Here is a 12,370-nt window from a genome sequence, read left to right as displayed (position 1 = left end):
GACCGGAGCAGCGGGCAAGCTCCGGTCTGGAGGCGGACAGGTGACGAAAGCGGACGTAATCGCAGCGGGCGAGCGGTTGACGGCGGAAAAGGAACGCGCTGAACGGGCGGAAAGAATCGCAGAGACGCTGCGGACGAAGCCGGCGAACTTCCACATCGTGACGGATGACGCGGAGTTACCGGCGTTCGTCGAGCGATTGCGCGAGGAATGCCGCCGCCAGATGCGTGAATGGCCGGATAGATGGGCGGTGCTCGGCGTTAAATCGTTTACCGCGAATGACTTCGAGGGAACCGGTGTTGATACGTACATTGACGTTTCGATCGGATACAGCGTGTGGCTGCCGTTATTGGACGAGGGCTATTACCTTGCGTATGGTCACGTAGACATGCGCGGGGAGCCGTGTTTCGAGTTCCTGGACGAATTGAGCGCGCATAAATCAACCGACCGCCAGCTAACGCGTTCGAAGGTTCTCGCCGCGATTGCCCCGTACCTCACGCAACCGGCGCACGGCAAGTCGTTTCATATGGGATCGGCGCGCTATGACTTACACGTCGCGATTAAGGACGGCTACGTTATTCAAGGATGCGTATGGGATTCGCTCGACGCGATGCGCTTACTCAACGAGCATGAAGAGGCGTACGGTTTGAAGCCGCTAACCGCGAAGTATGGACGGTTCTTCGGAATCAACGGTCCAGTCTATACGTTCGAGGACATGTTCGGCAACCGCTCGCCGGCACCGTTTAGCATCGAACTTGTCGGCATCTACGCGATAAAGGACGTACTCTACGGTTGGAAGTTTACGGAGTGGCAATTCGAGCAGATGAAGCGCGCGGCCTCTGCGGACGGTCCCGGCAAGTTACTCGAATGTTACGCGCAGATTGACTCGAAGTTGCCGGAAACTGACGTATTCTTAGCACGATCCGGCTTCGTAGTTGACCTCGACGGCCTGGCGCGATTAGAGGCGGAGTTTGAACCGTTGCTTGAGAAGGCGCGGGCCGACGTGGTCACATCATACAGCATTGACGCGGAGTTCGTACGGAAGATGGACCGCACTCTTAACGCAAGCAAAATCGCTGAATGGTGTACGAAACAGCAGGCGCGGATTGAGCGGAATAATGTAGCGCAGGAGAAGCAGCGCGTAATTATCGCGGAATGCGAGGCGGCCAGTAAGACAGCGCTTAAGAAGTACACGAACGCGGTCGAACGGCTTGCGGAGTTAGAAGCGGAGGCTGCCGCGCTGTTACCGCCGACCGAGGATAATGCGCCGGCATTCGTTGAGGAGTTTACGATAACAAACGGGAATCATCTCGCGTACTTAATCTACGACCACCTCGGCATCCGAGACCGGACCGGCCAATTTAAGCGCGGCAAGACACGGAGTACAGCGGCGGAAATCCTCGACGTCTACTACGAAGAGGAAGACGCGCTCCGTCCGCTGGCTACTGTCGCGGCTTACGAAAAGCTGCTCACAACGTATATTCAACCGATGTTAGGCAGCGCGGGTAAAGACTCGATTATCGAAGTGGACGGCCGCGTGCATTCGGAGTTTAAGTCCGGAGGGACGTCAACCGGACGCTACAGTTCGAGCGGATACAGCGGTCGGCCGATCGATATATTAGCGGAATTTGAAACGGAGGCGAGTACGTGAGGAATGCGTATGAGATTCGTGGAGATACGACGGCGATTTTTATTAGGCGAAGGAACGGCGACGTTTACGAGTGTCTGATTGATTCGGCAGACCTGGCGCGATTGATCGAGGCGGGCGGCTCCTGGTGCGTAGACCTTCCGTACAACCCGAAGGACTTCGCTAGGAAGCCGTACGCTATACGGAATGCGGCGAAAGAGGGTGGCGGGCGTGAGTTCGTAAAGTTGCACCGCTTTCTGACGAATGCTCCGCTCGGTAAGGTCGTGGACCACATCGACGGGGATACGCTGAATAACCGGCGGAGTAATTTACGGATAACGGACCACTTCGGGAATATGCAGAACCTGAACGGAATACCGAGCCGGAACAACCAAAGTGGCGCGCTCAACGTGTCCTACAGTAAAACGGACGGTATATGGATCGCGGCTGTTATGCGCAACGGCGAGGTACTGCGCGCTAAACGGAAGGACTACGACGCGGCTGTCGAAGTAGCTGAACGGATGCGTGCGGGAACGTGGATACGTGGAGGGAGGCCGAGAAAGAAACATGTTAGTAGTAACTGACGCAAATTACCACGCCATAGTTCGGAAACTAATCGCCGACGAACGTAAAGTAAAGCGAGGTTTGAACGCGCAAAATCTTCCGTCAAAAGGCGCAGGCAATCGCGTCCGTAACCAATTCATGCCGCGTGATGGTTGTACGTTCGTCGGCGCTGACCTCGGGCAAATAGAGCCGCGCGTGATGTCGCATATCATGTACGAACGCTACGGCGATAACTCCATGCGTCAAATTTTCGTAAACGGCGTCGACCTCTATACGACAATGGCGATGATGACGTTCGGCCTGGCGGAAGATTATTGCGTCGATAAGGCGTATGACCCGACGCACACGTTCCAGCCCCGCAAGATGATGAAGACCGGACAGCTCGCGGTATCATACGACCAGTCTCCGGCCTCCTTCGCGAAGAAAATGAACGTATCGCCGGACGTCGCGGAAATGTTTTTCGCTAATTTCGACGCCACCTTTCCGTCATTTAAAACGATGGTGGCCGATATTCGCGAGTTCATGCGGCAGTACGGTTACGTCGAGACGCTATTCGGGAGGAAACGGCGCTTCCCGGATTATAAACGCGTGGCGGGCAACGCGGGCAAGAATGAACAGCGCTTAATCCACCTATACACAGAACGTAAGGCGCTGCGGAATAAAGCGAAGCCGACCGAAGCTGACGCGCGGAGACTCGCGGCTCTGCAGACGGAAATAGACGCACTGTCAGAATCGCGCGGCCTTGTCGGATATTGGGAGCGCGCGTCCTTCAATGCCGTTATTCAAGGGACTGGCGCGGACATCCTCAAGCGCATAGGTATCCGTATGGCGCAGATTTGCCGGGAACGTGGTTGGGAGTTTAACGCGTCGATCCACGATGAGGTTATCGTCAGCATTCCAGACGAACAGGTAACGCCTGAGACGATCGCGCTAATTAACGACGTGATGACGCAGACGACCACGTTGAGCCTGCCGCTAGTGACGGACATTGCGATACAAAAGCGCTGGATGATGGAGTATAGTCCGACGCAATGGGACTACGCGAATAACCGACCGCTGCCGGAGTTCGCGAACAAGTACCGATAAGCCAGTTAATCCTCTGTCTCTGCAAAGACAACAATATTGACATACCCTGAATAAACAGGTTTGTCTTCATTTGCACTAGGAGCAACCCTGACTAAGCTCTTTACAATAACAGAGTGCGGGTTTGTAGCATCTTTTTCAGCATCTACACCGATGTCAAAACTTCGGATTGTATCAGTGGGATTGGAAAAATTCAAGAGCTGAACATAAGAAATACATGCCCAACATTCTCTCACAACCTTTTCAAAAGTGACGTTCTCAGTAAATACAACAGAATTTGGGTTAAGCGGATCTTTATTTTGCTCTTGATTTCTAGGCATTTTTAAATGCTTTATCTGCATAGCCATTCAGCCGTCTCATCCTCCCTTATTTGTTTTGTTTAGCGGTCACCATCGTCTCCAGGATTGCCTCCAGCATCCCGAGGGTTTGGTTCAGAACTATGGCCGCCTATAACGCCGTCATTATTGCTAGTTCTTTCGGCTGGATTGTTCCCAGAGTGCAACCTTGATTTAGGTAATACCTTCTTAGCGCTTTTATAACTCACAATATCTCATCCCTTCTTTAGTGGCTTTCCCTTCTAACAATAGTATTCAACTTTAATCACCGTTTTATTAATCCTAAATACTGGAGGCGGCTTAATATTACGCAATCAATCGCTAATCAAATCGCACAGCATTTCACGGATTTCCTCAACGTTTACCACGCGCAACCAGAAGTGTACGACGACGTTCTCGACGCGCAGATCCACCGGTGGTACGCCGACATCCTCACGGATAAATCGCGCAAAATTTGGCCGCCGCGTAACATTCCGTATTTCTCTCCGTCGGCCGCCAACGCTGACCCGCGCGGTCTATACGAAAAGATGCGCGGAGCCAAAAAGGAACGCGCCGGACAGCCTCCGCATCAAGGCAGATGGACGCGCCTGGGAACGTCAATCGGCGATATGATTCAGCGCGATATCCTCTTCGCGGAGAGCCATTACGCTAAACTGACCGGTGACCGTCCGCCGTTTACGTTCGAGCGCAATCAATACGGAGAGCCAGCGTTCGAGGACTTCGTTAAGATAGGCGCACGGATCGAACACAACGGCCAGACGTTCGCACTGTTCGGAACGTCTGACGGAATCATGCGCTACGTGTCCGCTGACGGAACGGTGCTGCGTGTCGGTCTCGAAATCAAGAGTAAACAAGGAACGTACTCACAGACGTCCGGATTCCAGGCGCGTAAGGGGCCGAAGGATGACCACGTTAAGCAATGCGTTTGTTACTCCGTTATGTACGGCCGGCCAGACGCTCCGATCGATTACTACGTCATCCTCTACGTTAACGCGAGCAAAAAGGGCTGGACGATAACGCCGGAAGACTTCGCCAAGACTCCGGACATTCTCGCGTTCGGACTGCATATAACGGACGAGATGCGCGCGGAAGTGCTCGACCATTTCGCGGAAATAGTTGACGCGGCCAAACGTGGCGAAGCGCCGGAACTCGACCTCGATCGCTGGCTTTTCAACGACTTCAAGCGTGCAATTGCGTTGTCGTTGTCTACGGAGGAGCTCGCGGCCCTGCAGCGTAAAGTCAGCGCTACTCTCCGCTCATCACTGCCGGACGGCAAGAAGCGCGATTATGCGGAGGCGCTGGCGTTCATCGAGGCGGTGCGGGCGGAAGAATCAGCGAAGGAGGCGGCTTAATGGGCGAAGAATCATTACGCGCACATATCGTATTCGGAGCGCTGGCAACGGTTCTATACGAATCTTTCGAGGTTAATCCGCGCGAGCTCCTTACCGAAGAGGAGGACACGTTTATCCAGACGTATCTATCCGGTATGGACGACGGCGACACCTCCGCTAACGAACTCGCTACCCGCTTAGCAACGGAGTTATTCCGCGAGCACCTCACGAAGTTTATGGCGCTCGCATGTCCGGAAGGAGGCGGAAGCGATCGTAAAGAAGACGGAGTCAGCGAAACGGACACCGCCGGAAACTAACTTCCGTATCCTCGCGCTCGACCTATCGCTAAGCCCCGGAATCGCAGCGCTAGAGGTGCGCGGGAGGACGCCGTTCCTCCTTGCGTGCTCCTCCGTTGCGACTTCGACGGCTGACACGGATGCCGTGCGGAATTACACGGTCGAAACGTTTGTCGCCGCCTTCCTCCGCGAGCACCGCCCGTTTGACATCGTTGTCCGCGAAGACTTTACGTCCGGCCGGAATAAGCGAGCGACTCAAACGATATTCAGCGCATGGGCGGCGGCAGACAGAGCGCTCGCGGCGTACGGATACCAAGCGGAGGATTTAAAGCCGGCGCTGAGCCCGACGTCGGTCAAGAAGTACGTAACCGGCAGCGGGAAGGCGGAGAAGCCGGAAGTTGCGGAGGCCGTGTGGAGATACCTGCGTCTGCCGGACGGTTACAAGTGGCGGACTGGCTACGATGACGCGGACGCCTGCGCGGTTGGCCTATCGTATCTACTACGCGAAAATATGATCGATGAAATCGGAGGGATTGCAGCGTGAGAAAAACGGCTGACAAGATTGAGGTACGGAGTGACGGCGTCGGTATATTCGGACTTCTCGGCGTGTTGTTTATCGCGCTAAAATTAACGGGTGTAATCGGCTGGTCCTGGTGGTGGGTGACGCTTCCGTTTTGGGGCGGTTTCGCCATCGGACTTACTATCGCTGTATGCGTGTTAATGATTACGGTCGTCGCAGCGTTGGCTAGTCGCAAATGATGCAGCCGGACCGCCTGACGGACCAATTAGCGGAGGCCCAACGCGCCGAAATTGCCGAGCTGGAGCGTAGTGTTGCGCTGTATGGCGGCCTGCTCGCGGAGTATGAACGGAGACTGGCGGACGCCCGCGATCGGCTGGCTGATACATTACGGAGTATACAACGGAGTGCTCGCGATTAATTTCGCCGGCTCTCCGTTTTTTTGTGTCTGCGGGTGTCCCAAAGCGCGGATTCACTGTCCGTATGTAATTGTAAGGCGCAGAGCCGACGAAAAAGTTTCCGCTTTTGGGGCTTGATTGGTGCGGGAGGCTCCGCAGCTTTTCTATATTACCGTACAAGGCGTTCACGAAGCGCCAACATTACGAAGGAGGACGATAAAATGACAAACGTTAGTTATCGCGAGGTTAAGCGCAAGGCAGCGGTGGGTGAGCGGATTAAGATCGTAAATGCAACGATTACTGGAGGGAATTACCGTAATGGCAGCGAGCTTACGGTTAGGGAGGTAGACGGGCGGGGCTTGTACGTGGATGGCGTAAGAATTTGGATCTCCGATCGCGAGTACGTCGTCCTCGAACCGTTAACCGCCGCAGTATCCGCTAAGGCCCTTTCGCTCCAGTCCGATCCTCTCTACGCAGCCTTCCGCGCGTTCATCGTGGACAATGCGCCGGCCATTCGAGCAATCCTGCCGGACTTGGAGCGCGGAATTACAGCACCATGCATTGCGGTAAGCAGCGCAGGTAGCATAAAGGCGACGGGCGTAAGTGTGAGCAAGCCGTTAACCCGCGCACAGGTAATCGCGAAGGCGACCGCTGATGTGGTGGAGTTGCTGCAGATTGGACGTGATATCTACGCAGATATTGCGCCAGTGTCTCCGTTCCACAACCATTGTTACGCTGTTCGATTTAACGTCAACCGCGATAAACGTACGGTAACTGCGCTAGTAAATCGCGGGATAGTAGCAGAACGCGTACCTGACGCGAAAGCAATCGCCAAAGCCGCGCCAGACGACGTATTCCACGCTGAAATCGGCAAGGCGATCGCGCTGAGACGTGCGTTAGGGCTGGAAATTCCGGGCGAGTATACGAACGCTCCGAAGCCGGAGAAAGCGGAGATTGGCGCTAAAGTTTACACGGCGTCACGGTACGGAACGCTTACAGTTGCGCGGGTAACGGATTTACGCGAAGAGGCGGTTTCTGAATCGTGCTACCACAGCTTAAGACGCGACGCCAATCTCGGTGACCCACGCATCCTCGACGACACCGACGTTGACTATGGCGCAACATTGACGGAAGGAGTTGCCGCTTAATGGACGTGCTGAATACGTACGGCGGGGAGGCTGTCCGTTCGGTAACGTGGTGGGGTTGGTTGCTCATTACTCTCGCGCTAATTGGTTTGGCGGCCTTTCGTGCTGCCTTGGACGGTGACGACGGGGCTCCTCTAGTATGCGGAATCGTCCTAATTGCGCCGCTAATCATCGTGGGGCTTACGGTAGGTATCCGCCACGATACGGAGAAGACTACGCCAATCCGCCACGAAGTCACTCTCCGGCCAGGCGCAGTAATCGACGCTACGAAATACGATATTGTCGAGCAGCGCGGTGCAATTTACGTTATCGAAGAACGTGAGGTGGCCGAGTGACCTCGTATAAAACCGAACGCACGCCGCGCGGCTATACGGTCCGGCCCGCCGACCCAGCGGTAGCGAAGCGCGAGCAAACCGCGCGTGATTGGGCGGCACTCTTCGTAGTCATTGCCGGAGCCGTCGCGGTGCGTGCGCTGGTTGTTGCGTTATTATAACGAAAGGGTGAGCGTATGAAAATATTAACAACGCTATGCGCGGTAATATGGACGCTGGGATTTATCGGATATGTTTTCGGATGCTACGATCCTTCTCCGCTTGTTGTCGGATATGCGCTTCTCTACCTTGCGTTCGATTTCACACTGATGGCGGTAAGAGCGCATAAGGAACGGACTTGATTCAGCGCGTACCCGATTGCAGGCAAGCGGACATCATGGCGGAGCGAAGACGGCGGCGGACGGAAATTATCGATAAATTACGGAGAGGTGAGCGGATGGGGAACGAATTACCTATTAAAATCACGCTGATGTCGGGCGCGGAGTTACCGAAGTATGCGCGGCCTGGCGATAGCGGATTCGATTTGGTGGCGCAGGAGGATTACGTAGTCGAGCCGGGTCAGACCGTTAAGATGCGTACGGGAATCGCGTTAGAAATTCCGCAAGGCTACGAAGTCCAGATACGACCGCGCTCCGGTATTAGCGCTAACACGAAGCTGCGCGTAGCCAATTCGCCCGGCACCGGAGACTCATCGTTCAGAGGCGAGATTTGCGTGCTAGTCGATAATATCGCGCAGAAAGAGTACGAGGTGGACTGCGACGGTCTTTGGCCGCTATGTCACAATGCCTTGCACACGCTTGACGGAACAGGCGACTCACCGCTCGGCAACGTCTTGACGGAGGACAGCGTGCCAGTCGCAACGTACATCATCCGCAAGGGAGAACGCATAGCTCAGGCGGTTATCGCGCCAGTCTACCGCGCAGCCTTCGAGGTCGTCGCGGAGTTATCGGAGACTGCGCGCGGGGTCAGCGGATTCGGACATACGGGGACATAAAAAGAAAAACCCCCCTTACGGGAGGCTTTTCTCGCCAGATTGTTCGTTCTGCTTGCTGTCTGCACTGACCTTAAGTTCTAACGAACCCACTGAGCCCTGTACACTTGGAGATAAATCCTTATGTACTGCGTAGAGGAAGCAAATGCAAATTGTAACAATTAGGACTACGGACACGATTGGAAAGTTCTTGGTTTTCATAGACATCACTCGCTTTCTCGCGACACTACCCCACCCAAAAAATTTCACCCGCGCAGATTACTTGCGATTCTATGGCCCGCCGAAGGCGGACACGGCTCAATGGAAAGCCAAGTTTACATTGATGACCGAAGTCGACATTATAAACTTCTACTTTACCAAATTGTGCCCGTTAGAAAATATTACCACGGAAATTAAACTTGAGCAATGAAATTAATTAGGAGGTGCATTAAATGGACGTGATCATACTCGCAAGCCAGCCGTTCCGCATTACGGCCGTCACACGTAAGACTCGCGCCGAGCTGTTCAAAGACGCGGCCGTCGGCGATATCCTGCGGTTCAGCCTCGCGATGGAAGGGCCGGGACGCTGCAGCGGTGGAGGTTCGTATGCTTGCGTTGTCAAAACGGAGAATCTTACGCAAGGCACATCAACGCATAACACGCTTAACCGGATCAGCGAACGGTTACGCGGCTTCGATATCATTCCGCATGTGCCGGCGCAGGTCATTCCGTTTCCGAATCCGGTCGCCGAAACGATAGAGTCATTCGCGAGGTTAGCGCGATCTGGCGAAATTACTGGCGTCGTCATGGCGGCGTTAGGTCCGGGCAGGCTGGCGGAGGACACGTACAGCGCGATTACAGGCGTCAACTATACCGAGCGGCGTGCACTGATCTCAACGCTGGAGGATGCCGCAACCGTGGCGATGTTGGACGCGACAGACGATTATTAAATGCAGATAGGACGAATGCGTCAGGAAGGACGTAACGGGCAAGCGCCCTTCCTGACGTAGTAAACCGCCGCGCCAACGGTGGAACATTAAACGATAAGGGAGACGGTTATTAATGGAGAAAACAACAAAGTATTTGCGGTGCCACACGGCGGGTTTCGGGTATTCGGTTGGTGATAGATTCGAGATAACCAACGAGGACAACCGTAGCTATTACGTTGCTGAGCTTGGCGGAGGCTATACGAAGTTGCCGGACTCAGACGGAGACAGCTACAAAACATGGTTCACGCTCGAAACGGACGCCGACATCTCGCCTAGCACTGCAACGACGTTGTTGCCGGACGAATCGCTCGGCGGTGTCCTACGCGAATACTGCGAGGTTAAGCGGAAGGCGGCCGTAGGTGAACTCGTCAAGGTTACGGACGAAGACTTGCCGGAGTTACATGCGGCAGGCAGCGTTCACACGGCCCTTGACGGTGATTTCGAGCCTGGCTGCATATACATTCCGTCGTTCCTCGGAGATACCGTGTACATGAGGGTGGAAGATTATGTAGTCCTCGAACCTACGGAAATCCTCGTAATCGATAACGTCCGCTACTCGATGGTCGACCGTAAGGCTGCGGTAGGCGAGCGCGTGATTATCGTAAGCGGCACCGCATCGAAAGCGGTCGGCTGCAACTTCCGCCACAATATCGGCGATGTAGGTGTAGTCGACGAGCGCCTATCGGACAGAGCGTACGTAAACGGTTGGTATATTGTTGACGGAGACTACCGCGCGCTTGAACCAGTTGAGACCGCCGTGCCCCTATCCGATCAACCTGCAGAAACCCAAATAGCCGCCAATATCGCAAGCCTCGCGCTCAGACTCACGCAGGCCGAGGAACGCATCACCGCGCTTGAATCCGTAATCAGCGTGTTGACCGAGCGTGAGGCAGCGTCCGGTCCCGTTGACACTGCGCCGCAGACTTTCGCAGCTCCGGTAAAATCCGCCCAACAACAGCGCGACGAAATCGTTGAGCGTGCGAAGGCTGACGTTAGGGACCTCGCGGCCGCTCGACGTGTGACCCACGTAAAGTACATCGCTAACCATGAAAAGAGAACGGTAGTTGCGCTAATTGTAGCGAACGCGAGCCTTAGGGTAATCTCTCGTGGCATCGCTAAATGCGCGCCAGGCGAAGTGTTCAACGCGCATATCGGGCGTGCAATTGCACTGCACCGTGCGCTCGGCCTCGAAGTTCCTACGGAGTATCTGGATGCGCCAAGCCCGACGGAGGTCCGTGTAGGCGACGTTGTTAAGGGCGGGATTGTCTATGCAGTCCGTCCGACGCATCGAACCGTAGGTGTTAATCCCCCGCAAGAATTCGTCGCGGTCGACTCCGGTTATACGTATATTGACGCGAAAGGGCGCGAGGCGTGGGAGCACTTGGAGTACGCGCAGATTATCGACGATTCACGGGAGGACAGCGGTGTAAAAGCCGCATCTTCCCCGCGCAAGGAGGCTGCGTAATATGAAGCGCCCTGTCAGCGAAGTAATCGCGATGCTTAACGCGCTGCCACTTGACGCTGAGATCGACGTACTCAACGTGTGGTCGAACGGCCGCAAGGTCCGCCGGTTTCGCGGACAAGACGGATGGGACAAAAGCGCAGGCTTCCGTAAGATGACCGCGATATTAATTCCGGAGGTGTCCGCCGAATGAAGCGCATCATATTCACGGTCGAGCTTACGTATGACGACGAAGAGGCTGCGGGTTATTCCCCGGCCGACCGCGTAAGCGCGTGGTTGTTTAACGAAGAGTATGCGCGAGAATGGGACGTAATGACGATGTCTGACGAGGAGGTGGGCGCTGATGACGAAGAGGACGCTTCCTAACGTCGGATTAACTGGCCGCCTTCGCAGCGGTAAGGATACGGTCGGCGATTACCTCGCGTCCAAATACGGATATACGCAGTTTGCGTTCGGCGACGCACTTAAGCGATATGCTCACGAAATCTTCGGCCATCCCGCGCCGGGAACGAAGCCGCGCGAATTGTATCAATGGTTCGGACAGACGATGCGGCAGCGTGATCCCGACGTGTGGGTGCGGAAGTGCCTCGTAAACATCGACGCACATCGGGCGCATAGTAATGCGGTGAGAGGGCCGGGCGAGTTCCGCGCGGTAATAACCGATACACGCCAGCCGAACGAGTATGAAGCGCTCTCCGCCCGCTCATACGTCCTCATCCGCGTAGAAGCTTCGGACGGCCTCCGTATCCAGCGCGCGGTCGAATCGGGCGACACGTTCGCTTATACAGACTTGGCGCACGGGACGGAGACGGCGCTCGACGGATACGCTGCGAATTTCACCGTTACGAATGACGCGGGGCTCGCGGAGTTGCACGCGCAGATTGACGAGATTATGTCGTACTTAGGCGGTGAGTGGCCGGAATGAGCACCGAAGATTACCGCGCAGCATTCGAGGCCGGCTACTTCTACGGCCGCATTGACGCGATTAACGCGCAGCCATATGACGATCGGACGCCGCTGCAGAAACGCGAAGATACGGAGGTGAGCGCGAATGTGGACGGGTTATTCCCCGCTGGACGAACGGTTCCAGCCGCCAGATGAACCGCGAGTGTCCGCATACTGCTCCTGGTGTGACGGTGAAATATACGTAGGAGATGCGTGTATAACGTTCACCGGCGGATACAAAACGCACGACGGGCGTTGTGAGGACGAGTATGTGCGGGCGGAACTCGGAATAGAGCGAACGATTGCGGAATAACATGTGCGGATTTCAACGTTTGAAAAATTCAGAATAGAAAAACCGACGTAGCACGAATGCCTACGT

General features: G+C 55.2%; 18 protein-coding genes. 17 read left to right on the top strand and 1 reads right to left on the bottom strand.

What is annotated here, in order from left to right; all coding sequences use genetic code 11:
- Positions 1-40: 40 nt before the first annotated feature.
- The 3 genes from NST26_RS19045 to NST26_RS19035 are packed head-to-tail and all read left to right on the top strand — an operon-like array spanning position 41 to position 3,274.
- Entirely contained in the window at positions 41-1,648 is a 1,608-nt protein-coding gene (locus NST26_RS19045) for a DNA polymerase (protein ID WP_340979626.1), read from the top strand.
- Positions 1,645-2,208 (top strand): HNH endonuclease, encoded by a 564-nt coding sequence (locus tag NST26_RS19040; protein WP_340979625.1) that lies wholly within the window; start codon positions 1,645-1,647, stop codon positions 2,206-2,208. The genes NST26_RS19045 and NST26_RS19040 overlap by 4 nt, the downstream gene beginning before the upstream one ends.
- On the top strand, positions 2,192-3,274 hold the full coding sequence (locus tag NST26_RS19035) for a DNA polymerase (protein WP_340979624.1): 1,083 nt from the start codon (positions 2,192-2,194) through the stop codon (positions 3,272-3,274). Before NST26_RS19040 ends, NST26_RS19035 begins: the two co-directional genes overlap by 17 nt.
- A 5-nt stretch (positions 3,275-3,279) precedes the next feature.
- On the opposite strand, the gene NST26_RS19030 is transcribed toward NST26_RS19035, so the two are convergent.
- Complete coding sequence (locus NST26_RS19030; protein ID WP_340979623.1) at positions 3,280-3,618, bottom strand: hypothetical protein; 339 nt, start codon at positions 3,616-3,618, stop codon at positions 3,280-3,282.
- A 368-nt stretch (positions 3,619-3,986) separates the two neighbouring features.
- Here NST26_RS19030 and NST26_RS19025 point away from each other — a divergent pair, with 368 nt between their 5' ends.
- The 14 genes from NST26_RS19025 (at position 3,987) to NST26_RS18960 (ending at position 12,304) form a co-directional block, all read left to right on the top strand.
- Positions 3,987-4,958: a hypothetical protein gene (locus NST26_RS19025; RefSeq protein WP_340979622.1), complete on the top strand. Its 972-nt coding sequence runs from the start codon at positions 3,987-3,989 to the stop codon at positions 4,956-4,958.
- Entirely contained in the window at positions 4,958-5,254 is a 297-nt protein-coding gene (locus tag NST26_RS19020; RefSeq protein ID WP_340979621.1) for a hypothetical protein, read from the top strand. Before NST26_RS19025 ends, NST26_RS19020 begins: the two co-directional genes overlap by 1 nt.
- Positions 5,208-5,777, top strand: a complete 570-nt coding sequence (locus NST26_RS19015) for a crossover junction endodeoxyribonuclease RuvC (RefSeq protein ID WP_340980856.1) — start codon at positions 5,208-5,210, stop codon at positions 5,775-5,777. Before NST26_RS19020 ends, NST26_RS19015 begins: the two co-directional genes overlap by 47 nt.
- On the top strand, positions 5,774-5,992 hold the full coding sequence (locus tag NST26_RS19010) for a hypothetical protein (RefSeq protein ID WP_340979620.1): 219 nt from the start codon (positions 5,774-5,776) through the stop codon (positions 5,990-5,992). The genes NST26_RS19015 and NST26_RS19010 overlap by 4 nt, the downstream gene beginning before the upstream one ends.
- A gap of 377 nt (positions 5,993-6,369) precedes the next feature.
- Positions 6,370-7,296 carry a hypothetical protein gene (locus NST26_RS19005; RefSeq protein WP_340979619.1) on the top strand — a complete coding sequence of 309 codons (927 nt, stop codon included), beginning with the start codon at positions 6,370-6,372 and terminating at the stop codon, positions 7,294-7,296.
- Complete coding sequence (locus NST26_RS19000) at positions 7,296-7,628, top strand: hypothetical protein (protein WP_340979618.1); 333 nt, start codon at positions 7,296-7,298, stop codon at positions 7,626-7,628. Before NST26_RS19005 ends, NST26_RS19000 begins: the two co-directional genes overlap by 1 nt.
- A gap of 173 nt (positions 7,629-7,801) precedes the next feature.
- The gene (locus NST26_RS18995) at positions 7,802-7,966 is read left to right on the top strand and encodes a hypothetical protein (protein WP_340979617.1); all 165 of its coding nucleotides are present in this window, start codon (positions 7,802-7,804) and stop codon (positions 7,964-7,966) included.
- Between the two features lie 95 nt (positions 7,967-8,061).
- Positions 8,062-8,619, top strand: a complete 558-nt coding sequence (locus NST26_RS18990; protein ID WP_445323373.1) for a dUTP diphosphatase — start codon at positions 8,062-8,064, stop codon at positions 8,617-8,619.
- A gap of 428 nt (positions 8,620-9,047) precedes the next feature.
- Positions 9,048-9,545, top strand: a complete 498-nt coding sequence (locus NST26_RS18985) for a hypothetical protein (protein ID WP_340979615.1) — start codon at positions 9,048-9,050, stop codon at positions 9,543-9,545.
- 112 nt (positions 9,546-9,657) lie between these two features.
- Positions 9,658-11,049, top strand: coding sequence for a hypothetical protein (locus tag NST26_RS18980; RefSeq protein WP_340979614.1), 1,392 nt, complete (start codon positions 9,658-9,660; stop codon positions 11,047-11,049).
- A 1-nt stretch (position 11,050) separates the two neighbouring features.
- Positions 11,051-11,239, top strand: a complete 189-nt coding sequence (locus NST26_RS18975) for a hypothetical protein (protein WP_340979613.1) — start codon at positions 11,051-11,053, stop codon at positions 11,237-11,239.
- Positions 11,236-11,412: a hypothetical protein gene (locus tag NST26_RS18970; protein WP_340979612.1), complete on the top strand. Its 177-nt coding sequence runs from the start codon at positions 11,236-11,238 to the stop codon at positions 11,410-11,412. Before NST26_RS18975 ends, NST26_RS18970 begins: the two co-directional genes overlap by 4 nt.
- Complete coding sequence (locus NST26_RS18965; RefSeq protein ID WP_340979611.1) at positions 11,390-11,971, top strand: adenylate kinase; 582 nt, start codon at positions 11,390-11,392, stop codon at positions 11,969-11,971. The genes NST26_RS18970 and NST26_RS18965 overlap by 23 nt, the downstream gene beginning before the upstream one ends.
- A 126-nt stretch (positions 11,972-12,097) precedes the next feature.
- Positions 12,098-12,304 carry a hypothetical protein gene (locus NST26_RS18960; RefSeq protein ID WP_340979610.1) on the top strand — a complete coding sequence of 69 codons (207 nt, stop codon included), beginning with the start codon at positions 12,098-12,100 and terminating at the stop codon, positions 12,302-12,304.
- Positions 12,305-12,370 lie beyond the last annotated feature (66 nt).

Source organism: Paenibacillus sp. FSL R7-0128 (assembly GCF_038002245.1).
GTDB lineage: Bacteria > Bacillota > Bacilli > Paenibacillales > Paenibacillaceae > Paenibacillus_AQ > Paenibacillus_AQ silagei.
This window is presented reverse-complemented; position numbering and strand designations above follow the sequence as displayed.